Source organism: Serratia sp. NFX21 (assembly GCF_048517035.1).
GTDB lineage: Bacteria > Pseudomonadota > Gammaproteobacteria > Enterobacterales > Enterobacteriaceae > Serratia > Serratia quinivorans.
Window position 1 is genome coordinate 3,339,384 of the sequence record NZ_CP183196.1, and the last position, 24,011, is coordinate 3,363,394.

Below are 24,011 nucleotides of genomic sequence, written 5' to 3' on the forward strand. Positions count from 1 at the left end.
CACTCATTCCCCCAGTTACTTACTTAAGTAAGCGCCTGAGGATGAATGAGCTGGTCGCCTAGCTGCAACTTGAAATTCATAGGGTATAATGAGGAATCATTTGTTATCGGGATTTAATTATGGATTTGAATAACCGCCTTACTGAAGACGAAACGCTGGAACAGGCTTACGACATCTTTTTGGAGTTGGCCGGCGACAATCTGGATCCGGCGGATATTCTGCTGTTCAACCTGCAGTTTGAGGAGCGCGGCGGCGCAGAACTGTATGACCCGGCGGAAGACTGGTCAGAACATGTGGACTTTGACCTGAACCCGGACTTTTTCGCCGAAGTGGTGATTGGCCTGGCGGACAGCGATGGCGAACCGATCAATGACGTGTTTGCCCGCGTGTTGCTGTGCCGTGAGAAAGACCACAAGCTTTGCCACATTCTGTGGAAAGAGTAACAGCGCATACATCAATATAAACCATGCCGGTCACGTTGACCGGCATGGTTATTTATCTTTGCCGTCAGGCGACGATCACCTGGAGATTGGCCGGGAAAACCAGGTTCTTCAATTTCTTCTCCGGATCGCTGGTCACCAACCACGAAATATCTTTTAAATCTGCGACCAGGCCCGTCGCATGGTTATTTAGCTTATGTCCATCGGCGAGAACAATGGTTTTGTTGCTGTTTTTGATCATCTGACGGGCGATCGCCGCTTCGTTCAAATCCTGATCCATCACCCCGGCCTTAGGGCTCACCGCACCCGCACCGATAACCGCATAATCCGCATAGAAAGCGCTGATGCCCTGCAATGCCACCGGCCCAATGCATTCCATTTTTGACAGACCAAATTGCCCGCCGATCAAAATCAGGTCAATCGTCGTATTTTCATGAAACAGGTTGGCAATAACCGGTGAATTGGTGATAACGGTAAGCTGGTTAATGCCGGCAATCTGTTTGGCAAATTCTAAGGTTGTGGTACCAAAATCGATAAACAGTGAGTCACCGGGCTTGATCAATTCGGCAGCTTTAACGGCTATGGCCTTTTTGTCATCCTCAGCCAATCTGGCTCGCTGATTAAACTCCAGCTCAAACCCAAACTGAGCGATGACTGCCCCGCCATGGATTTTCTTGATGTGTTTGAGTTCTTCAAGCTTATTGAGATCTCTGCGGATGGTCTCCTGCGAAACATTAAAATCATCAGCCAGTTCATTGACGAAGACTTGCCCGTTAGTTTTCAACTTTTCGAGAATGATGTTTCTGCGTTCTAGTGCGTTTGAATAATCCATCTTCTAACCCATCTCGCTGCATTTAACATGATAAAAATTGTGGATTTAAGGGTTTTTCATTGCTTAGTTGGCAATTGTTCACCAACTCCAACCATGAAGCAACAGCCTATTGAACTTTCACACACAAAAACACAGCAACAACCACATCATAACCACACTGCCATCAGTAAAAACCGCGATATTGGTCACAATTAAATCGAATGTTGTGAATTTAATGTTGATTTAATGTGCTTTAATGATAATAAGTAATATAAACGGGCACAATGACAACATCTAAACCACAAATAGACCTGAGGGCTTTATGCTGAACCAACGCTATGCAGCCATTGACCAAGGAACAACCGGAACACGCGTCGTGGTGTTCGGCGAGGATGGAAAACACTTTTCCCCCGCCGCCATCGCGCATAAACAGTTAACGCCCAATCCGGGTTGGGTTGAACATGACCCGATGGAGATCCTGCGCAACATACGAACCTGTATCAGCCAGTGTGGCGTCGTCGATGCTATGGGTTTGGCTCATCAGGGAGAGAGCGTTGTTGCCTGGGATGCGCAGAGCGGTTTACCGCTATATAACGCCATTATTTGGCAAGACCAGCGAACTGAATCCGTTCTCCGCCGTCTGCGAGCAGAAGGTGTAGAAGAAACCGTTCGAGCAAAAACCGGCTTGCCACTGGATACCTATTTCTCAGGCAGTAAGCTGGGTTGGATTATGCGCAATGTGCCCGGTGCCGACGAGCTTTCCCGCCGCGGTCAGTTACGGCTTGGCACCATGGACAGTTTTTTCATGTTCCATCTGTGCGGTACTCATGTCACGGACTACAACTCAGCCTCCAGGACTTCGCTGTTCAATATTCACACCCTGCAATGGGATGAAGAACTGTGCCGGATTTTTGGTGTTCCAATCACCGCATTGCCAGAAATTCGGGATAATATCGGCCACTTTGGCGATGTGGCTTGCTCTGGCAATACCACGCCATTGACCGCCTGCATCGTCGATCAATTCGCCGGTACCTATGGCCATGGCTGCCTGCAACCCGGCCAGATGAAAATCACTTTCGGTACTGGCGCATTTTTGCAGTCTATTACCGGTACCGTGGTGCCCGATGCGCAGGGCTCGGGTCTATTGCCGACGCTATGTTGGAAATTACCGGGTGAACCCCCGCTCTATGGCCTGGATGGCGGGGTCTATAACGCGGCATCAGCCATCAACTGGGCCAAAAAGATCGGCTTGTACAGTGATATCGAGGAGTTCTCAGACTTCCCGGATCAACCGGCTATTGCTCGTGGATTGGCATTTATCCCTGCGCTCTCCGGATTGGGCTGCCCATATTGGGATCGCTCCGCTGCGGGTCTCTGGGCCGGGTTGTCGCTCGAAACCGAACGCAAAGATATGCTGCAATCCATTCTTGAAGGGATCGCCATGCGCTCAGCCGAGGTGATCTACGCCATGGACAAAGTTCGCCCCATTGGCGACACCATTTCTGTGGACGGTGGCTTATCGGCAAATCTCTACTTTAAACAGTTTCTGGCCAGCCTGATCCAAAAACGCATCGTCACTCCGTCAAACCGGGAAATTACCGCCCAGGGCGTCGCTTTATTGGCGCGCAAGGGGTTAGGTAATGCCCACCCCATGAACGTCAGCACACAACACGTTACTACTGAACCTGCAGAACGCGATCTGTCCCCTTATTTTGCAAAATATAAGGACATTATTTCCCGTTCCCGCAATCTGCGTAGCGAATAAATAATAAGAAAAATGGAGGCAGTTATGTCTGAGATTGGCAACATCATTATCTATATCATTATGGCCGGAACCCTGCTCGGTGCCATGGCATCGGTGATAAAACCCGAAAGCGGCTTAGGCAAGGAGTTCGTCAATGGTATCCACTCGATTGGCCCCGTATTTCTGGCACAAGCCGGTATTATGGCGGCGATCCCGATCCTCTCTTACGCCATTACCTACACCGTCGGCCCACTGTTCCAATCAATGGGATCGGATGCGTCCATTGCCGCCCTTTCCATTATCGCCGTTGATATGGGGGGCTACCAGTTGGCGGACGCCATTGCCGCAAACCGGGATCAATGGATCACCGCGATGCTGATTGGCTACACCTCGGGTGCCAGCATCGTTTATTTGATCCCGGTCGGTCTGGTGATGTTACAACCCAAAGACCATAAATATCTGGCCCTGGGCGCCATGGCAGGCTTGATCAGCATCCCGTTTGGGGTTTTGATTTCATTGACGATCATCACCTTCAATAATATTCCCGTGAGGGACATTATCTCCACATCGTCACCCGCCAACCATTACCTGAGCATCGACTTTTTCAATGCCTTGCAACTGCTTTCGCCCCTGTTTGTTTTTTGTATTCTGCTGGCATTGGGGCTGAAGTACCGAACCTTGTGGATGGTTAAATGCTTCCTGTTCTTTGGCAAAATTATGGATGCCTTTATCAAGATGGTGCTGGCCGCCTGCATTATTCAGCACTTCACCGGCGTGTTTAGCAAAATCTTTGGCGGTTGGGTATTTGATCCCCTCTTCGCCGACGAAAAAGAGCTTTATCGGGCCATTGAGATTGCCGGTTATATCGGCATCATGCTGGCAGGTACCTTCCCGATTTGTTACCTGTTCCAAAAATATTGTCAGCGCCCGATGAAGTTCATTGGCCGTCAACTTCGGCTTACCGACGCTGGAGCCATTGGCATGGTCATGGTGCTGGCAAATATCATCGCCGTCTATCACCTGTTCAAAGATATGCGAGCCCGCGACAAAGTGTTATGCGTGGCTTTTGGTATATGTGCCCAGGCTACATTAGGTGACCATTTGGCCTTTACCGCTAACTTCCAGCCGACCCTGGTCCTGCCAATTATGGTCGGAAAATTTCTTGCCGGCGCCATTGCCGTAGCCATCGCTATCTTCATTTCCGTACCGGAAGCGCAACGTATGGAAAAGCGCGATCAGGTTGAAGAGGACGCGGTACAAAACGATCGACCGGCCGTCCCTCAAACCATTTAATCCCCCTATTTTATTCCCTTGCTGTGCCTTCCCAAGGCACAGCTTTATTTTAAGTCTATGAGGTCACCATGCGTAAGATATTCCTTGCCTGCCCCTACAGCCATGCCGATGAGAATGTAGTCCAGGAGCGGTTCCTGGCTTGTAATAAAGTCGCTGCCAACATCATCGAGGCGGGCCATGCGGTTTTCAGTCAGGTAACCATGTCGCACCCGATTAATTTGCAGTTGGCAAAGACCGATAAGGCAGAGATTGGTAAAATGTGGGCTCCCGTTGACGCCCTGTTTTTAGATTTGATGGAGGAGTTGGTTATTTTGGATCTTGCCGGCTGGGATAACAGTGCAGGCATCAAGCGAGAGATTGAGTTCTATCAATCTCGCAATCAACGCGTAAGCCTGTGGTCAGAAGTTGAGCACGAATTTAAATAACTCTCTGTAATACGACCAAAAAATAAGCCTGCAAATTTGCAGGCTTTTCGATGGGCCGAGTAAAGAAAGCCTAGCGGGCGATAACCCTTATTTGGCTGTCCGATGTTAAGCCAGAAATATCGATATTTTTCAGAAGAATACGACGTTCAGGCAAGCAACGGTGTTTACCACGGTAAAGTTCCTTTTCACCATCACGCACGATGATTTCGCCTTTATGATAGCGGTTAACACGCACGTTCAATGTGACGCGATCCGCGGCCTCTGGCGAGACGGAGATAACATTGGGTGCGGCAATACGGAATATCTCATCCAATTGAACTGGAATATCAAAAGGCTGCGCGCCTTGCCGTAGTAGCGATTGTGCAACCAACCGACCTACGCGTAACCCCTCCAGGTAACACTGATCGCCCATATCAGCGGGATGAGTCATATTGCCCACCACATAATAATCGCGGTCAGAACAACGGCCATGTTGATCGAACCATGGACGGCCACTCTCTGGCTCATAGGCCAGGTGGCTGTTACGAATCAGCGTATATTCACCGGTAAAACGGCCGGTAAAGATAATACTGTCGCAGGCCAGTTGCTGCGCACTGCCGTCTGCGGCGGTAAATTCGATACTTTCTACCCGTTCACGGCCATTGATCTGGGTAACATGCGCCCCCAGATGGAGTTTCACCCCCATAAGGCGGGCATATATTGCTGCCAGACGAAACGCAGTTGGCCGGGTGTTTTCATCAATCAGCGCCAGGGCTTTAATACCCGCATTGCGTAACGTCCAGATAGTGGAAAAACTGACTAATTCAGACCCTATGATCACCGGCTGAATACCCGGCTTTAGTTTTTTCAAATAGATAAACTGCTGCAATGCCCCCGCGGTCAGCACCCCCTGCGGCCTGACGCCGCTAACCAGTCTGGCGTGGCGTGGCGTTTCGCGCACACCGGTGGCAATAATGACGCGTTTACCTACCAGGGTTTCAAGACCCCGGTCGCTGGAGACCGTCACTTCACCACCTGGTTTGATATTCACCACCGTGGTGCCGGTTCTGATTTCACAATTTTTTTGCACCAGGCTCAATATCCGTTCAGCCCAAATATGTCCTTTCATCGGTCGGTGGAAGGTCTGCATACCGAAGGTTGGGTGGCGACAATGGCGCGGTACACCACCCGCCTCCTTTTCTCTTTCCAACAACAGAACGCGGTTTACTCCTTCGTCCCATAAAGTCCGGGCGGCGGCCAAACCAGCAGGCCCTGCGCCAATAATAATGACGTCGTATAATCGACTCATTCTACCCTCCCGACGACCAGCGTATTATCCAGACGGTCGCCCGCAATTTCGGCAACCTGATTACTACAGAAAAAACCGTTACAACGTCCCATCATGACGCGAGTGCGGCGACGCAGACCCCCGATACATTCAGGCGGTACCGCCGAGTGGAAGGCCGCCTCCAACTCGCGTCGCGTAACCAATTCGCAATGACAAATGATGCCGCCATTGCCCGAACAGGCATAATCGCGCGGTTGGTAGTCAGACAACATCGGCATCACCGGCCACTGCACATCGGCTGGCGGTTGGGTTGAAAACAGCTCGCTGAAATGGTTGCGGTAAAGATCTTCCACATGGGCGGCAATGCCCAACGCGGCAGTCAGCCCGGTGGACCGAATGCCACCTACGCTGACCCAATTCTCCTGAGGGTAATGATAAATTCGATACTCTTTCTTTTCCGTTGCTGGGCGAAGGCCAGCATAGGTGGCGGTAACGGTATATTGGCCCAACGTCGGCAGCATTTGGCTGCCTTTTTCAATCAGCCCTTTAAGCACCGCCTCATCCACATCCGCACGGTCACGATCGGTTTGTTCCTCGGCCGTTGGACCCAAAATCATATTACCGAAGATGGTCCGACACAGCAGAACGCCTTTGGTGGTGGCCGTCGGTACCGGCAAGATAATGGCATTGATATCTGCGGCCGCCGCTTTGTCATAGACCAGAAACTGCCCTTTGCGTGGGCGGATCTCATAGTCCGGCGTACGCCACAGACCATCGATCAAATCGCCATGGTTGCCTGCACAGTTAATCACCAGTCTGGTTCTCACACTGCCCTGACGGGTGTTTAATAACCAGCCCTGCTCATCCTGTGTCGCATTGGTCACTTCGCAGTTGAAACGATATTTTCCGCCATGCATCACGCCCTGCGTGACATACGCGAGCGGCGCGCTCCAGGGGTCGATGACATATTCGCCGGGGACAAATACGCCCCCCAACACCCCCTCGGCCAATTTTGGCTCGCGCAGGTAAACATCAGCGGCTGAAATTTGCTCCACGTCAGTCACCCCATTTTCATGCGCTTGCTTCACAATGCCAGGCAGAGCGGCAAGCTGTTCTTCATTCCAGGCCACCACAATAGCCGTGGTCTGCAACAGTGGGAGATTCATCTTTTCCCTGATCGCCAAATATTCTTCGTAGCCGGCCTGCATGCATTGTAATTCCAGGCTTCCTGTAGGTGCATCGAAGCCCGTATGCAAAATGGCGCTGTTAGCCTTGCTGGCGCCCGACAAGATATCACCGCCCCGCTCCAGCAATAGCGTTTTCGCCCCCATAAGGGTGAAACGCCGGAACACGGCACATCCCACCACGCCACCACCAATAACTACCACATCAACATTTTCATTCAGCTGTGTCATACGCGTTATCTCACCACGAAACATGTGACAATAAAACCACACAAGAACGGCAATTACAACACCAAAACCACACAAATCAACACTAGAGAAAAACCCATAAAACACAAAAAAAGCAATTAACTGCCTTATAATCAGTAAATTGATTTTTACTCTAAAAACAACAGTGATGTAGGCAGCCATTAAAAATGTGGTTTTGTCGGTTTTGTGATGTGGGATTATAAAAAAAGGGTTCATGATGAACATGAACCCTGAATTAGGCGACACAACGGATTGAAGTGGCCGGTTACAGCGGATCGACCTTCAGGCAAGAAACCGCATGGCGGAAGCTGCCTTCCAGCAGTGGACGCGTCTTGGCGCATTCCGGCCCGGCAATCGGACAACGGGTACGGAACACGCAGCCGGATGGCGGGTTAATTGGCGAAGGCAGTTCCCCTTCCAGCAGTTGGATCTGTTTGTCCTTTTCCTTATCCGGATCCGGAATTGGCACCGCAGACATCAGCGCTTTGGTATAAGGGTGCTGAGGATTGTGATACACCTCGTCATAGGTGCCCAGCTCCACCGCATGGCCCAAATACATCACCAGCACACGGTCAGAGATGTGTTTTACCACCGCCAGGTCATGGGCGATAAATATCAGCGACAGGCCCATTTCGCGCTGCAGTTGCTGCAACAGGTTCACCACCTGAGCCTGAATCGACACGTCCAGTGCCGAAACCGGTTCATCGCAAATCACCAGCTTCGGCTCAAGGATCAGGGCACGGGCAATGCCGATGCGCTGACACTGACCGCCGGAGAACTCATGTGGATACCGGTTGATCAGGTTTGGCAGCAGGCCAACCTTCAGCATCATAGCCTTGACCTTGTCCTTCACTTCCTGACGCGGCATTTTTGGGTAATAGGTGCGCAGTGGCTCGGCAATGATTTCACCGATGGTCATGCGCGGGTTCAGCGAAGCCAGCGGATCCTGGAAGATCATCTGGATATCGCTACGGGTTTTACGCCAGTCAACGTCACTCATACCGAGCAAGTCTTTACCCAGCCAGGCAACGCGCCCGCTGGTGGCCTTCACCAAACCGATAATGGCGCGGGCGAAGGTGGACTTACCACAACCAGACTCACCCACCACGCCCAGAGTTTCCCCTTCGAACAGGCGCAGCGTCACGCCGTCAACGGCCTTCAGGGTTTTCGGCGGCTGCCAGAACCACTGTTTGTCATCATGAATGTCGAAGTGCACTTTCAAATCGGCCACTTCAAGCAACACTTTCTTGTCGGTTACCGTACTCATACCAACGCCTCCACCGGTTTAAAGCAGGCACGCAAGCGCCCTTCACCAAACTGCTCCAATGGCGGAGCGCTCGAACATTGTGGCATCGCGTACGCACAACGCGGCTGGAACGGGCAGCCTTTCGGTAGACGCAGCAGGTTCGGCGGGTTACCTGGAATGGTCATCAGCGCCTCACCTTCGGCGTCCAGACGCGGCACCGCATTCAGCAAACCGATGGAGTAAGGATGGCTCGGATGATAGAACACGTCACGCGCGCTGCCGTATTCCATGGTCCGCCCAGCGTACATCACCAGCACTTTGTTACAGATACCGGCCACCACCCCCAGGTCGTGAGTGATCATGATGATGGCCGTATTGAACTCGCGCTTCAGCTCATTGAGCAACGTCATAATCTGTGCCTGAACCGTCACGTCCAGTGCGGTGGTCGGCTCATCGGCAATCAGCAGTTTGGGCCGGCACAGCAGCGCCATGGCAATCATTACACGCTGGCGCATACCGCCGGAAAACTCATGCGGGTACATACGCATGCGCTTACGCGCTTCCGGCATTTTAACCGCATCGAGCATGCGAACCGACTCTTCAAAGGCTTCGCTTTTGCTCATTTTCTTGTGCTGCATCAGCACTTCCATCAACTGCTCGCCAACGCGCATATAAGGGTTAAGCGAAGTCATTGGGTCCTGGAAGATCATCGAAATCTCTTCTGCCCGCAGCTTGTTGAGCTGTTTTTCCGGCAGGTTAAGGATTTCGCGGCCGTTAAATTTGGCCGAGCCGCCAATGCGGCCATTGCTGGCCAACAGCCCCATCAGCGCGAAAGCGGTCTGGGATTTACCGGAGCCGGATTCACCCACGATCCCCAGCGTTTCGCCGGCACGCAGGTCAAAGTTAAGATCGTTGACGGCCGTCACATCACCGTCCGGAGTGCCGAAGGTCACGCGCAGATCTTTAACATCCAGTAACAGCGGTGATTTAACACCGGTACCGGTTTGCAACTGCGGATTTTCAATGGTGCTCATGATTGCACTCCTTAACGATCTTTCGGGTCGAGGGCGTCACGCAGACCATCGCCGATAAAGTTGAAACAAAACAGAGTAACAACCAGGAAACCCGCCGGGAACAGCAGCAACCACGGTGAAACTTCCATCGAGTTGGCACCATCGCTCAGCAATGCACCCCAACTGCTTAACGGCTCCTGAGTACCCAACCCCAGGAAACTGAGAAAGGATTCGAACAGGATCATGCTCGGCACCAGTAATGAAGCGTATACCACCACCACGCCGAGCACGTTCGGCACAATGTGACGCAGTACGATATTGCGGCTGGAAACCCCGCATACTAACGCCGCTTCAATGAACTCTTTGCGTTTCAGGCTCAGGGTCTGTCCACGCACAATACGCGCCATGTCCAGCCAGGACACCATGCCGATCGCCACAAAGATCAGCAGAATGTTTTGACCAAAGAAGGTCACCAGCAGGATCACGAAGAACATAAACGGGAAGGAGTTGAGGATCTCCAGCAGACGCATCATTACCGAGTCAATTTTACCGCCCAGGTAGCCGGACATTGCGCCGTAAAGGGTACCGACAATGACCGCCACCAGCGCAGCGGAAACGCCGACCATCAACGAGATACGTCCGCCAATCGCTACACGTACCAGCAAATCACGCCCGGAGGAATCGGTCCCGAAGTAGTGCCCCGCGTCAAAGGCCGGTGCTGCCGACATCATCGCCCAATCGGTATCGTCATAGGCAAACTGTGACAGCCAGGGGGCTACAATCACAAACAGGGTAATCAGCGCCAGCACAAACAGGCTGCTGACTGCCGCACGGTTGTGCACAAAGCGGCGACGGGCATCCTGCCACAGGCTGCGCCCTTCCACTTCAAGCTTTTCGCTGAAGTTCTCCAGAGCCTCGCTGTTCTTTTTCGTCAACATCATTTGCGTGCTCCAGCTTAATAACGGATTTTTGGATCGATAACGGCGTACAGCACGTCGACGATCGCGTTAAACAAAATGGTCAGGCCACCCACCAGAATGGTCAGGCTCAATACCAAAGAATAATCGCGGTTCAGCGCACCATTAACAAACAGCTGGCCAATACCCGGCAGGCCGTAGATGGTTTCGATCACCATAGAACCGGTGATGATGCCGACAAACGCCGGGCCCATATAGGAAAGCACGGGCAATAACGCCGGTTTGAGCGCATGGCGGAAAATGATGCGACGCATCGGCAACCCTTTGGCACGGGCGGTGCGGATAAAGTTTGAGTGCAGCACTTCAATCATCGAGCCACGCGTAATACGGGCGATACTGGCGATATAAGCCAGTGACAACGCCACCATCGGCAAGATAATAAACTTCGGTGCGCCACCGTTCCAACCACCGCCTGGTAACCATTTCAGCGTGATGGCGAAAATCAACACCAGTAACGGCGCCACCACGAAACTGGGTATCACTACCCCGGTCATGGCAAAGCCCATCACCGTGTAATCCCATTTGGTATTTTGATTCAGTGCAGCCACTACCCCGGCGCTAACCCCCAGCACTACCGCCAACAAGAATGCGGCAAGGCCAAGCTTGGCGGATACCGGGAATGAAGCGGCGACCAGATCGTTAACCGAGTAATCCTTGTATTTGAACGACGGGCCGAAATCGCCTTGCGACAGTTGCGCCAAATAATGGCCGTACTGCTTCCAGATCGGATCGTTCAAATGATATTTGGCCTCGATGTTAGCCATGACTTCCGGTGGCAACGCGCGCTCACCGGTAAATGGGCTACCGGGAGCCAGACGCATCATAAAGAATGAGATGGTAATAAGGATAAATAGTGTCGGGATCGCTTCTAACAAGCGACGAAATATAAATTTAAGCATTGCCCTAACCCTGTGCTGCAGCCTGATAACGGCTTATTATTCTCAACATGGGCCGGCGGTTTACACCGCCGGCACTTACCGTATCAATGCTTGATGATGTACAGATTTTTGTCGTACACGTTATCAAGTGGGTCTTTACCGGTGTAACCGCCAACATAAGGTTTCACCAGACGGGCATTCACATAGTAATAAACCGGAACGATGGCCGAATCCTTATCCAGCTGCACTTCGGCTTTCTGATACAAATCAGCGCGTTCTTCTTTGGTTTTCGCCGTCAGCACGTTCGCCATCAGCTTATCGAACTCCGCGCTCTTATAGTGCGGGGTGTTACTGCTGCTGTCGGACAGCATCATGTTCAGGAACGAGCTTGGTTCATTGTAGTCGGCACACCAGCCGGCACGCGCTACGTCATAGGTACCCTGATGACGGGTATCGAGGAAGGTTTTCCACTCCTGGTTCACCAGCTTCACGTCCACGCCCAGATTTTTCTTCCAGATGGAGGCTGCGGCGATCGCCAGTTTTTTGTGCAGATCAGAAGTGTTGTACAGCAGTGAGAAAGTCAGTGGTTTGCCCGGGCCGTAACCCGCTTCAGCCAGCAGTTTTTTCGCCACTTCGTTGCGTTTTTCCTGCGTCCAGCCGAACCACTCTGGTGGCGTCAACTTGGCACCATCGGTATAAGGTGGGGTGAAGCTGTAGGCCGGCAAATCACCCTGGTTTTTCACTTTATTGGTGATGATGTCGCGATCCAGGCCCAGCTTCAGCGCTTCACGGACGCGCTGATCGGTAAACGGCGCTTTCTGGTTGTTGATCTCGTAGTAATAAGTACACAGATATGGATCGACGTGAACTTCTTTCGGGATCTCTTTTTTCAACTTTTGGAACAGTTCAATCGGCATGTTGTTATAGGTCATGTCGATTTCACCGGTGCGGTAGCGGTTTACGTCGGTCACTTCAGACGAAATTGGTAGGAACGTGACTTTATTAATGATGGTTTTCGCGTTATCCCAATATTCCGGGTTACGTTCCAGCACGATACGTTCGTTAACGACCCAGTCTTTTAACTTGTAGGCACCATTGCTGACGTAATTCGCCGGCAGGGTCCATTTCTCACCAAACTTCTCGACCGCGTCTTTAAATACTGGCTTCATCGCATAGTGCGGCGTCATTTCAACCAGGTAAGGCACCGGCTCGGTCAGGGTAACCTGGAAGGTGTGATCATCGATGGCTTTTACGCCCAGGGTAGACTTGTCTTTTTTACCGGCGATAACGTCATCAACGTTTTCTACGTGAGCATATTGCAGATAGCTGGCATATGGGGATGCAGTTTTAGGGTCCACCACGCGCTGCCAGCTATACACGAAATCTTGTGCCGTTACCGGCTTGCCATTCGACCACTTTGCGTCTTTACGCAGATGGAAGGTCCAGACTTTAAAATCTTTGTTATCCCAGCTTTCGGCCACGCCTGGAACAATGGAACCATCCGGGCCGTTGTTGGCCAGGCCTTCCATCAGATCGCGCGTAACGTTGTTTTCAGGTACGCCTTCAATTTTGTGCGGATCCAGCGACTGTACTTCCGAACCGTTGTTTTTAACTATCTCTTGCTTGTCTGCCAGTTGTACGCCCGCCGGCACAACGGCCGCAAAAGTACTTCCGGTTGCTGTGATACCCAGCGCGGCAATGATGCCGGCCGCAAGGATGGTTTTTTTCGTGATGTTGGTCATGTGTGTATACTCCAGTTTTTATTATCACAGGCTCGTCGTGGAACCTGCGTTGCCCGTGAGCGGACCTTGTTATGCCGGCGGCCGTTGAACGAATACGGCAGGCGGACTCCCTTGTATTACTCACCCCTGTTGGCGTGGCGTAATACCCCTCGTTACTGCTTGATGATGTACAGGTTTTTTACATCGGTGTAATCCAGCGGGTCTTTACCGGTAAAGCCCCCCACCGACGGTCTGATCAGGCGCGCACTGACGCGGTAATACACCGGGATCAACGCCGAGTCTTTGTCCAACTGAGCCTCAGCTTGCTGATAAAGAGCAGCACGCGCAGCTTCGTCCGGCGCTTTTAGCGTGCTGGCCATCAGGGCGTCAAACGCCGGGCTCTTGTAAAAAATGGTATTGATGCTGCTATTGGAGACAACCAGATTCAGGAAGGCGCTAGGCTCGTTATAGTCTCCGCACCAGGTGGCCCGTGCCACGTCGTACTGCCCCTGATGGCGGCTTTCCAGCGAGGTTTTCCACTCCTGATTGCGCAGTTGGACATCCGCACCGAGGTTTTTCTTCCACATTGACGCGGCAGCGATCGCCTGCTGTTTATTTTGATCTGAAGTGTTGTACAGCAATGTGAATTTCAGCGGTTTGGTCGCGCTGAAGCCTGCCTCGGCCAACAATTTCTTCGCCTCGGCATTGCGTTGCTCCTGGCTCCACCCTGCCCATTCCGGCGCCGTGAATTTGGCACCCTCGGTAAAGCTCGGAGTAAAGCTGTAGGCCGGGATCTGCCCCTGGCCCATGATCTTGTTGGCAATGATGTCGCGATCCAACGTCAGTTTCACTGCGGCTCGCACTCGTGCATCGGTAAAAGGCGCGCGCTGGTTGTTAATCTCGTAATAAAAGGTGCACAGGTAAGGGTTAACGTGCAATTGCTCAGGGATCTCGCTTTTCATTTTCGCGAACAGGTTCGGCGGGATGGCGCTGTTGGTGATATCGATTTCACCGCTGCGGAAGCGATTGACGTCACTGACCTCTGAGGATATCGGCAAGAAGGTTGCCTGGCTGATAACCGTTTTCTTGTTGTTCCAGTAGCTCGGGCTGCGTTCAAGCACAATGCGCTCATTCACCACCCAATCTTTCAAGCGATACGCACCATTACCGACATAGTTCGCCGGCAGCGTCCACTTGTCGCCAAACTTCTCAACCACCGAACGTTTTACCGGTTTCAGCGAGGTGTGGCTCAGCATGCTGATAAAATACGGCACCGGCTCACTTAGCGTGACCTGAAAAGTTTTATCATCGATAGCTTTAATACCGAGCGTCTGCGGGCTTTGCTTGCCGGTCAGAATGGCGTCGATATTTTCAACTTTGGCGTACTGCAGGTAGCTGGCATAAGGTGAGCCAATTTTCGGGTCGGCCAGGCGTTGCCAACTGTAGACAAAATCCTGCGCGGTAACCGGAGAGCCGTCACTCCAAACTGCGTCGGGACGCAGGTGGAAAGTCCAGGTCTTAAAATCCTGATTTTCCCAATTTGTCGCCGCAGCCGCGACCACGTGCCCATTGGCGTCGGTGCTGACCAGCCCTTCCAGCAGGTTCAGAATGATATTGCTTTCCGGTATGCCTTCAACCTTGTGCGGATCCAATGAAGCCACTTCCGAGCCGTTGTTAATGACAATCTTCTGCTGCTGGGCCAATTGCACCCCGGCCGGAACATCAGCCGCCTGAGCAGAATAAACGGCGCTGATACTCAGCAGGCCGGCAATCAACATAGCTAATGGTGTGTGCTTTAGGGTTTGCTGCATGGTCGAGGCTCCTTTTCACCAACAAGCATTGCTTATCGATATTCGTGAAGTATTTATAAGAATTCTAAATAAACAGACACCAGCAAAAATCATTCCCACTTTGTCGACGCGATACCGTTAATTACGCGTAGAAAGTTGCTCGGAAATTAGCAGAAGGCAATTTCCATAGCCAATAATTTTTACAGAAATGTTAAGCAATTCTCTTTTATTGCATCAGACGGGTTTTGTCACCCCGAAGAGGGGGTAACAAAGGTGCAAATCAACTTATTGATTTTAATCATTAAAATTGAATACACCACCATCAAAGCCGTACGCAGCGAACCCACACACCAGATAAAGAAACATTCAGTTAACAAAGCCGCCGTTCAAAGAACAAACACCTGCTTATGTGCGGTTAATCACTAATAACACCTGGATGAAAGCGAGACAAGCCCTACAGAATGATGTGATTAAATTAACAGCAAATTTGATATTCGGGAGGCGAAAAAGGGCAGGAAGTGAGGAAGATAAGGGGTAAAAACAACGCTTAGAGCTTTTATTGAGCAACAAATTGAGATTTATGCCACATCATGGTGCAAGTGAAGAAAATTCATTCATATTACGCACTATATTAATGCGAGCTAATAATAGTTTTTAATTTTAAAATTAATTTGAGCCGCGAATCATCCTATTCGCGACTCATTCGGCTGATTACAGCAAGCCGGGGAATATCGCCTTTATGCCAGTCACGATAAACTCGATACCCAATGCCATCAGCAGCAACCCCATGATACGGGTAATGACGTTAATACCGGTTTGCCCCAACAGGCGTACCAGCAAAGGCGCAGCCCGGAACAACAGCCAGCAGCAAAAAGCGAACAACGCGATAGCCAGGCTGAACCCCAGCAGGTTCTGCCAGCTATGATAGCGGGAGCTCCAGACAATGGTGGAGCTGATAGCACCCGGCCCAGCCATCAGTGGTAATGCCAATGGCACGACCCCAATGCTTTCACGGATTGCGCTCTCTGATTTTTCCTGTTTGTTCTGTTTATCCTCACCCAGTTTGCCGCTGATCATCGACATGGCAATGCTGACCACCAGGATGCCGCCGGCAATGCGGAATGAATCAATAGAGATACCGAACATGCGCAAAATCCCCTCCCCCAAAAACAGCGAGGTCCACAGGATGATGGCGACCGACAGGTTGGCGGTCAGGTTGGTTTTATTGCGCCCAGCCGCCGCCTGGTAGCTGGTCATGCTGATAAACACCGGCAAAATACCCACCGGGTTGACCAGCGCAAACAGGCCGACAAAAAATTTAATGAAGCCGGAAAAATCCAACAGAGATTGGCCCACAAATGACTCCGCTTTAATAGCTTTAAAAGTGACACTGCCTTCGCGCGCTAATGTAATAGAATTGCCATGGGTAATCCATTGCTCATGCGCGAGATTTATCTCTATTTACACCTTCGCAGATAAGATAATTCTCTATTGTTAAAGCAATGTACGGTTTATGATTTTTTATGTTGAGAAAAGAGCCTGACATCACAGTTATCAAGAATGATTCTCAAAAACCATGGCTGAATGGTGTCAGCTTGCGTTTTTTATGATTTAAATCACAAAATCACTACCCAAGAGTAGTTAAGCTCTTAGTCGTAGTCAGGGAGTAGAACAGGTTAAGGAAAAAGTGGCATCTCTGTTCGGCCCGCTGTCTTCTCCTGCTGAAGCATCGGGTAAAGCTCTTTAAGCAAATCAGCAGCATGCGGCACAAAAAGGTGGAAAGCCTTTGTTTTTAAAACAGCATTTCCCACCGAAATGTCTATACTACTTGCTCGCACGGCTGATTTACTGAAAGAGTTTAACATTATCAGGAGAGCATTATGGCTGTAACAAATGTCGCTGAACTGAACGAGCTAGTTGCACGTGTCAAAAAAGCCCAGCGCGAATATGCCAACTTCACTCAAGAGCAAGTTGATAAAATTTTTCGCGCTGCTGCCCTCGCCGCTGCCGATGCCCGTATTCCTTTGGCCAAACTGGCCGTTGAAGAATCCGGTATGGGTATCGTTGAAGATAAAGTGATCAAGAATCACTTCGCATCAGAGTTTATCTACAACGCCTATAAAGATGAAAAAACCTGCGGCATCCTGGCCGAAGACCATACTTTCGGTACCATCACCATTGCAGAGCCTATTGGCCTGATTTGCGGTATCGTGCCTACCACCAACCCAACTTCTACGGCCATTTTCAAAGCGTTAATCAGCCTGAAAACCCGTAACGGCATTATCTTCTCCCCGCATCCACGTGCGAAAAACGCTACCAACAAGGCAGCGGATATCGTACTGCAGGCCGCAATTGCCGCCGGTGCACCAAAAGACATCGTCGGTTGGATCGACCAACCTACCGTTGAACTGTCCAACCAGTTAATGCACCACCCTGACATCAACCTGATCCTCGCAACCGGTGGTCCAGGCATGGTGAAAGCCGCCTACAGCTCCGGCAAACCGGCAATCGGCGTGGGTGCGGGTAACACTCCGGTTGTGGTTGACGAAACTGCGGATATCAAACGCGTTGTCGCCTCAATTCTGATGTCTAAAACCTTCGATAGCGGTGTGATTTGCGCCTCTGAGCAGTCGGTCATCGTGGTTGACTCCATCTATGATGCCGTACGCGAACGTTTTGCCAGCCACGGTGGCTACATGCTGCAGGGTAAAGAATTGAAAGCCGTGCAGGACATCATCCTGAAAAACGGCGGCCTGAACGCGGCTATCGTTGGCCAATCTGCACCAAAAATCGCTGAAATGGCGGGCATCAAAGTGCCGGCAAGCACCAAGGTGCTGATCGGTGAAGTGAAACTGGTTGATGAAACCGAGCCTTTCGCTCACGAAAAACTGTCGCCTACGCTGGCCATGTATCGCGCCAAAGACTTTGCAGACGCCGTCAGCAAAGCGGAAAAACTGGTTGCCATGGGCGGTATCGGCCACACCTCTTGCCTGTACACCGACCAGGATAACCAGCCGGAACGCGTTGCCTTCTTCGGCGACAAGATGAAAACCGCACGTATCCTGATCAACACCCCAGCGTCTCAGGGTGGTATCGGTGACCTGTACAACTTTAAACTCGCTCCGTCTCTGACGCTGGGCTGCGGTTCCTGGGGCGGTAACTCCATCTCTGAAAACGTCGGTCCAAAACACCTGATCAACAAGAAAACTGTAGCGAAGCGAGCAGAAAACATGTTGTGGCATAAACTTCCGAAATCAATCTACTTCCGCCGTGGCTCACTGCCTATCGCGCTGGAAGAAGTAGCGACCGACGGGGCAAAACGTGCCTTCATTGTGACCGACCGCTACCTGTTCAATAACGGTTATGCTGACCAGATCACTTCCGTACTGAAATCACACGGCATTGAAACAGAAGTGTTCTTTGAAGTTGAAGCAGACCCAACCCTGTCCATCGTGCGTAAAGGCGCGGAGCAGATGAACTCCTTCAAACCAGACGTGATTATCGCGCTGGGCGGTGGTTCACCGATGGATGCGGCGAAAATCATGTGGGTGCTGTACGAACATCCTGAGACCCATTTCGAAGACCTGGCGCTGCGCTTTATGGATATCCGTAAACGTATCTACAAGTTCCCGAAAATGGGCGTCAAAGCGAAAATGATCGCCGTGACCACCACCTCAGGTACGGGTTCAGAAGTGACGCCATTTGCGGTAGTGACCGATGACGTGACCGGCCAGAAATATCCACTGGCGGATTACGCTCTGACCCCGGACATGGCCATTGTTGACGCCAACCTGGTGATGAACATGCCAAAATCCCTGTGCGCCTTTGGCGGCCTGGATGCGGTGACTCACGCACTGGAAGCTTACGTTTCAGTACTGGCGAACGAATACTCTGATGGCCAGGCGCTGCAAGCGTTGAAACTGCTGAAAGAATATCTGCCAGCCAGCTATAAAGAAGGTGCCAAGAACCCGGTCGCCCGTGAGCGCGTGCACAATGCCGCGACCATCGCCGGCATCGCGTTCGCCAACGCCTTCCTGGGGGTTTGCCACTCAATGGCCCACAAACTGGGTTCTGAGTTCCACATCCCACACGGTCTGGCCAACGCCATGCTGATCTCCAACGTTATTCGCTATAACGCGAACGACAACCCAACCAAGCAAACGGCTTTCAGCCAGTACGACCGCCCACAGGCTCGTCGCCGCTACGGTGAAATCGCAGACCACCTCGGTCTAAGCGCACCGGGCGACCGTACCGCGCAGAAAATCGAGAAGTTGCTGACCTGGCTGGACGAGATTAAAGCTGAACTGGGCATCCCGGCCTCAATCCGTGAAGCCGGTGTGACAGAAGCCGATTTCCTGGCGAAAGTCGACAAACTGTCTGAAGACGCCTTTGACGACCAATGTACCGGCGCCAACCCGCGTTATCCACTGATTGCCGAACTCAAGCAAATCATGCTGGATACCTTCTACGGCCGTAAGTTTAGTGAAGCGGAAGATGAAGAAGTTTTGGTAGCTCCAGCGGCAGCCAAAGCAGAAAAAAAGTCCAAAAAATAACGGTTCATTGAACCAATAAAAAAACCGCCGAAAGGCGGTTTTTTTATGCGGCACGTTGGCCAGTACTTACCAGAGTGCGCAATAGCGCTCAAACACGCCACAGGACTCCCTGGGGCGTTCTAAACGCTACTCCAGTGCCTGTATGGCTTCCTTGTAATGCTTGCGGCAAACGGAGACGTAGCTCTCGTTCCCGCCTATCACTACCTGCTCACCGGCATGCATAGCCTGCCCGCTTTCATCCAGCCGTAGCACCATATTGGCCTTGCGTCCGCAATGGCAGATAGTTTTCAACTCTACCAGTTTGTCTGCCCAGGCCAGCAAGTATTGGCTGCCAATGAACAGTTCCCCCAGGAAGTCGGTACGCAAGCCATAACACAGAACCGGAATATCCAGTTGGTCGACGACATCACACAATTGCTCAACCTGCTGTTTCGTCAGGAACTGACTTTCATCCAACAACACGCAATGTACCGGTTGCTGTTGATGTTCCTGTGCAATCATCGCATAGAGCATCGACTCATTATTATAGAGCTGCGCCTGTGACGACAGCCCGATCCGCGAGCTGACCTTACCGACACCAAATCGATGATCTATTTCGGCGGTAAACACCAACGTGCGCATACCACGCTCTTGATAATTATATGAAGATTGCAACAACGCGGTAGATTTCCCTGCGTTCATAGCAGAGTAATAAAAATAAAGTTGAGCCATGGGCCCGCAACTCCAATGGTATAAGAAATATTCGAAGGTTGATTCAGAGGTAAAGTGTACCATAACCTATCGGCCTGCTCACGCCTCCGGGTTAATCAACATCTCGCTAAACGAATGCCAAACTTTCAAGTGAAACATTCTGTTCGCTGCACCTCTTACTTTTACATCTATTTACAGGATAATTTCTGTCTGACATCACATTTAATTACTGCTAATGATTAGCACCCGGCATTAATGGTTATGCCAGCACAGTAAAGCCCCAGAAGCGCCAGGTCAGGACGGAATTAAATCTATTAACACTCCTTAGCGCCACGCCTGAGTATTTAATGACATAAAACAGCCAGGGTACAGTTCTTGACGTTATCTTTACTCGTATACCCCCATTGTTTACAGTGTTTGCATACTGGGTCGCGTGATTTAACCCACAGAATTCGACGTAATATTGATATAAAACACAATTATAACTTAGTCATGAATGCCATTCCGGCATAGCAAACATACCGTCACTGTTGAAAATTTGACTTAAAAATGACGGTTGTAATACTTATCTCCCCCGCCTATATTAGCCAGAGTGTTCTGGTTTAGTGTTTTAAAAGGTAAATTTGAGCCTTCCTTTTCAATTTGGCTATTGCAGAAAAGAAAAGAGCACTCTATTATTATCCAGACGCCCCCCACCAATATAATTTGAGACTAGGACAATGAGCGAAGCATTAAAGATTTTGAACAACATCCGTACTCTACGCGCACAGGCAAGAGAATGCAGCCTGGAAACGCTGGAAGAAATGCTTGAAAAACTGGAAGTTGTTGTGAACGAACGTCGCGAAGAAGACAGCCAGGCTCAAGCAGAAGTTGAAGAACGCACCCGTAAACTGCAGCAATATCGTGAAATGCTGATTGCTGACGGTATTGATCCTAATGAACTGCTGCAAACTATGGCTGCAACTAAAGCCGCTGGTAAAGCTAAACGTGCAGCACGTCCGGCCAAATACCAATATAAAGACGAAAACGGCGAACTGAAAACCTGGACTGGCCAGGGCCGTACCCCAGCAGTGATTAAGAAAGCTATCGAAGAGCAAGGTAAATCTCTGGACGATTTCCTGCTGTAATAGCATTCAGCTGCAAGTTAAAAAGGCTCCCTTGGGAGCCTTTTTGTTATGCTTATTTTCAGAAGTAGTAGAACACAAGTCAGGCTTTGCGTAATTATCCTATGCAGGTAACCTTCTACCTCATTGGTCTTGCTTCTCGGCTAGCTGCCCCTTCCTGACTTTTGCAAAGCATAAAAAAGGGGCCGTGGCCCCTTATAGCATTTACGTACAGCTCAATTACTGAACTTTATAAAAAGACTTATACCATTCAACAAAGCGTTTCACACCTTCTTCAACGCTGGTTTCAGGCTTGAAGCCAATCACACGATAAAGTTCCGCAGTATCGGCACTGGTATCTAACACGTCGCCAGGCTGCATCGGCAGCATATTCTTACGCGCCTCGATCCCCAACGCCTGTTCCAGTGCGCTGATATATTCCATCAGCTTTACCGGGCTGCTGTTGCCGATATTATAGACATGGTATGGCGCAGAACTGGTCGCCGGTGAACCCTGCTCAACCGTCCAGCTAGCATTTGCCTGAGGAATAACTGCCTGCAACCGCACAATAGCCTCAGCGATATCGTCGATGTAGGTAAAGTCACGGTGCATCTCTCCGTGGTTATATACATCGATGCTCTCACCGGCCAATATGGCCTTGGTAAATTTGAACAGCGCCATATCCGGGCGTCCCCACGGACCATATACGGTAAAGAAACGCAGACCGGTGGTTGGCAGACCGTATAAGTGGGAGTAGCTGTGCGACATCAGCTCATTGGCTTTTTTGGTTGCCGCATACAAAGATATCGGGTGATCAACAGAATCTTCGGTCGCAAAAGGCAGCTTACGATTCAGACCATATACCGAACTGGATGAGGCATATAACAGATGCTCAACTTTATTGTGTCGGCACCCTTCCAGCACATTTAAATGCCCGATGAGATTCGAGTCTGCATACGCCAGCGGGTTATCCAATGAATAACGCACCCCGGCCTGAGCACCCAGATGAATCACCCGTTGGAACTGGTGCTCGGCAAACAGCTGCGCCATGCCCTCGCGGTCGGCCAAATCCAGCTTAATAAACCGGAAGGCAGGCTTATCCGCCAGCAAATCGAGACGCGCTATTTTCAAACCCACGTCGTAGTAATCATTCAGGTTGTCGATACCGACAACCTGATGCCCAGCGGCCAACAGACGCTCAGCGGTGTGATAACCAATAAACCCTGCCGCGCCTGTAACCAGGAATTTCATATTTATCCCTTAAATAACCGGCTGAATGGACGCACCGCGACCAATCGCATAATAGGTAAAGCCACGACTTTCCAGACGTTCAGGATCAAACAGGTTACGACCATCAAAGATCACCGGCTGCTTTAACGAACCTTTAATCACGTCGAAATCCGGCGCGCGGAAGTTCTGCCATTCGGTACAGATAACCAGCGCGTCAGCGCCCTGCAGCGCCGCTTCTTTGGTGCCTACCAGTTTCAGATCGTCACGCTGACCGTAGATGCGCTGAACTTCGTTCATGGCTTCAGGGTCGTACGCCTGCACGGTAGCACCCGCTTCCCACAGTTGCTCCATCAGCACCCGGCTGGAAGCCTCACGCATGTCGTCGGTATTTGGTTTGAATGCCAGCCCCCAAAGCGCAAAGGTTTTGCCTTTCAGATCTTCACCAAAGTGATGCTTGATAAACTTGGTCAGCTTATATTTTTGCTGATAGTTAACCTGCTCTACGGCTTGCAACAGTTTTGGCTGGTAGCCGATATGTTCAGCCGTGCGGATCAGGGCCTGAACGTCTTTCGGGAAACAGGAGCCACCATAGCCGCAGCCTGGGTAGATAAAGTGATAGCCAATACGGGAATCAGAGCCGATACCCTGACGCACTTTCTCAATGTCTGCACCCAGCATTTCGGCCAGATTAGACATTTCATTCATAAAGCTGATTTTGGTTGCCAGCATACAGTTGGCAGCATACTTGGTCAGTTCAGCACTGCGAATATCCATCATGATCATGCGATCGTGATTGCGGTTGAACGGCTCATACAGCTCGCGAATAGGTTCAATCACATCTTTGTTATCGGTACCGATAACAATGCGCTCAGGACGCATGCAGTCTGCTACTGCCGCGCCTTCCTTCAGGAATTCGGGGTTGGAAACCACATCGAAAGGAATCGTGCTGCCGCGTTTGCGCAGCGTTTCTTCCATAACCTGACGGACTTTATCTGCGGTGCCAACCGGTACGGTAGATTTATCGATCACCACTTTATGATCGATCATGTGTTCCGCGATGGTGCGGGCCACGGCAGTCACATACTTCAGGTCGGCAGAGCCATCTTCATCCGGTGGCGTGCCCACGGCAATGAACTGAATGGTGCCATGTTCAACGCCGGCTTTAGCATCGGTGGTGAACTGCAGGCGACCTGCTTCATAGTTTTGCTGCACCAACGGCGTCAGGCCTGGCTCAAAAATAGGGATATTCCCTTTCTTCAGGTTTTCGACTTTACGTTCGTCTATATCAATACACATAACGTCGTGGCCGACTTCAGCCAACACCGCAGCCTGCACCAGGCCAACATAGCCAATACCAAAAACTGTTACTTTCATGGGAAAATCCTAGTTTTTCAAAT

Annotated in this window: 19 protein-coding genes; 6 read left to right on the forward strand and 13 right to left on the reverse strand. The window is 50.9% G+C overall.

The window, feature by feature from the left end:
- The first annotated feature begins 119 nt into the window (after window positions 1-119).
- A complete protein-coding gene (locus tag ACNT1W_RS15705) occupies window positions 120-443 on the forward strand; it encodes an HI1450 family dsDNA-mimic protein (RefSeq protein ID WP_004945300.1) in 324 nt (107 codons plus the stop codon).
- Between the two features lie 64 nt (window positions 444-507).
- Here the strand turns inward: ACNT1W_RS15705 and ACNT1W_RS15710 are convergent, their stop codons facing one another.
- A complete protein-coding gene (locus ACNT1W_RS15710; RefSeq protein ID WP_012145417.1) occupies window positions 508-1,272 on the reverse strand; it encodes a DeoR/GlpR family DNA-binding transcription regulator in 765 nt (254 codons plus the stop codon).
- A gap of 301 nt (window positions 1,273-1,573) precedes the next feature.
- Between ACNT1W_RS15710 and ACNT1W_RS15715 the strand changes: the two genes are divergently transcribed.
- The 3 genes from ACNT1W_RS15715 to ACNT1W_RS15725 all read left to right on the forward strand — a co-directional run bounded on the left by ACNT1W_RS15715 (window position 1,574) and on the right by ACNT1W_RS15725 (window position 4,713).
- Window positions 1,574-3,016, forward strand: coding sequence for an FGGY family carbohydrate kinase (locus tag ACNT1W_RS15715; RefSeq protein WP_419245826.1), 1,443 nt, complete (start codon window positions 1,574-1,576; stop codon window positions 3,014-3,016).
- 24 nt (window positions 3,017-3,040) lie between these two features.
- Window positions 3,041-4,288: an ethanolamine utilization protein EutH gene (gene eutH / locus ACNT1W_RS15720; RefSeq protein ID WP_112362452.1), complete on the forward strand. Its 1,248-nt coding sequence runs from the start codon at window positions 3,041-3,043 to the stop codon at window positions 4,286-4,288.
- Window positions 4,289-4,356: 68 nt separating this feature from the next.
- A complete protein-coding gene (locus tag ACNT1W_RS15725) occupies window positions 4,357-4,713 on the forward strand; it encodes a DUF1937 family protein (protein WP_026142399.1) in 357 nt (118 codons plus the stop codon).
- 70 nt (window positions 4,714-4,783) lie between these two features.
- Here the strand turns inward: ACNT1W_RS15725 and ACNT1W_RS15730 are convergent, their stop codons facing one another.
- From ACNT1W_RS15730 to ACNT1W_RS15770, 9 genes are all read right to left on the reverse strand, one after another.
- On the reverse strand, window positions 4,784-6,001 hold the full coding sequence (locus tag ACNT1W_RS15730) for an FAD-dependent oxidoreductase (RefSeq protein WP_419245827.1): 1,218 nt from the start codon (window positions 5,999-6,001) through the stop codon (window positions 4,784-4,786).
- A complete protein-coding gene (locus tag ACNT1W_RS15735) occupies window positions 5,998-7,395 on the reverse strand; it encodes an NAD(P)/FAD-dependent oxidoreductase (RefSeq protein WP_112362455.1) in 1,398 nt (465 codons plus the stop codon). The genes ACNT1W_RS15730 and ACNT1W_RS15735 overlap by 4 nt, the downstream gene beginning before the upstream one ends.
- A 283-nt stretch (window positions 7,396-7,678) precedes the next feature.
- Window positions 7,679-8,680 carry a murein tripeptide/oligopeptide ABC transporter ATP binding protein OppF gene (gene oppF, locus ACNT1W_RS15740; RefSeq protein ID WP_012145423.1) on the reverse strand — a complete coding sequence of 334 codons (1,002 nt, stop codon included), beginning with the start codon at window positions 8,678-8,680 and terminating at the stop codon, window positions 7,679-7,681.
- Window positions 8,677-9,693, reverse strand: a complete 1,017-nt coding sequence (locus ACNT1W_RS15745) for an ABC transporter ATP-binding protein (RefSeq protein WP_012145424.1) — start codon at window positions 9,691-9,693, stop codon at window positions 8,677-8,679. The genes oppF and ACNT1W_RS15745 overlap by 4 nt, the downstream gene beginning before the upstream one ends.
- An 11-nt stretch (window positions 9,694-9,704) precedes the next feature.
- On the reverse strand, window positions 9,705-10,613 hold the full coding sequence (gene oppC / locus ACNT1W_RS15750; RefSeq protein ID WP_012145425.1) for an oligopeptide ABC transporter permease OppC: 909 nt from the start codon (window positions 10,611-10,613) through the stop codon (window positions 9,705-9,707).
- Between the two features lie 14 nt (window positions 10,614-10,627).
- Window positions 10,628-11,548 (reverse strand): oligopeptide ABC transporter permease OppB, encoded by a 921-nt coding sequence (oppB, locus tag ACNT1W_RS15755; RefSeq protein ID WP_012145426.1) that lies wholly within the window; start codon window positions 11,546-11,548, stop codon window positions 10,628-10,630.
- Between the two features lie 83 nt (window positions 11,549-11,631).
- Window positions 11,632-13,269 (reverse strand): oligopeptide ABC transporter substrate-binding protein OppA, encoded by a 1,638-nt coding sequence (gene oppA / locus ACNT1W_RS15760; protein WP_261434363.1) that lies wholly within the window; start codon window positions 13,267-13,269, stop codon window positions 11,632-11,634.
- Window positions 13,270-13,421: 152 nt separating this feature from the next.
- Window positions 13,422-15,059: an ABC transporter substrate-binding protein gene (locus tag ACNT1W_RS15765; protein ID WP_012145428.1), complete on the reverse strand. Its 1,638-nt coding sequence runs from the start codon at window positions 15,057-15,059 to the stop codon at window positions 13,422-13,424.
- A 690-nt stretch (window positions 15,060-15,749) separates the two neighbouring features.
- On the reverse strand, window positions 15,750-16,394 hold the full coding sequence (locus tag ACNT1W_RS15770; protein ID WP_012145429.1) for a YchE family NAAT transporter: 645 nt from the start codon (window positions 16,392-16,394) through the stop codon (window positions 15,750-15,752).
- A 524-nt stretch (window positions 16,395-16,918) separates the two neighbouring features.
- On the opposite strand from ACNT1W_RS15770, the gene adhE reads away from it, so the two are divergent.
- A complete protein-coding gene (adhE, locus tag ACNT1W_RS15775) occupies window positions 16,919-19,591 on the forward strand; it encodes a bifunctional acetaldehyde-CoA/alcohol dehydrogenase (RefSeq protein ID WP_012145430.1) in 2,673 nt (890 codons plus the stop codon).
- Window positions 19,592-19,717: 126 nt separating this feature from the next.
- Here adhE and ACNT1W_RS15780 read toward each other — a convergent pair whose 3' ends face one another.
- Entirely contained in the window at window positions 19,718-20,302 is a 585-nt protein-coding gene (locus ACNT1W_RS15780) for a thymidine kinase (RefSeq protein ID WP_017893051.1), read from the reverse strand.
- A 698-nt stretch (window positions 20,303-21,000) separates the two neighbouring features.
- On the opposite strand from ACNT1W_RS15780, the gene hns reads away from it, so the two are divergent.
- Window positions 21,001-21,408, forward strand: coding sequence for a histone-like nucleoid-structuring protein H-NS (gene hns, locus ACNT1W_RS15785; protein WP_006321188.1), 408 nt, complete (start codon window positions 21,001-21,003; stop codon window positions 21,406-21,408).
- 216 nt (window positions 21,409-21,624) lie between these two features.
- On the opposite strand, the gene ACNT1W_RS15790 is transcribed toward hns, so the two are convergent.
- On the reverse strand, window positions 21,625-22,635 hold the full coding sequence (locus tag ACNT1W_RS15790; RefSeq protein ID WP_419245828.1) for an NAD-dependent epimerase: 1,011 nt from the start codon (window positions 22,633-22,635) through the stop codon (window positions 21,625-21,627).
- Between the two features lie 9 nt (window positions 22,636-22,644).
- Complete coding sequence (locus ACNT1W_RS15795) at window positions 22,645-23,988, reverse strand: UDP-glucose dehydrogenase family protein (protein WP_419245829.1); 1,344 nt, start codon at window positions 23,986-23,988, stop codon at window positions 22,645-22,647.
- Window positions 23,989-24,011 lie beyond the last annotated feature (23 nt).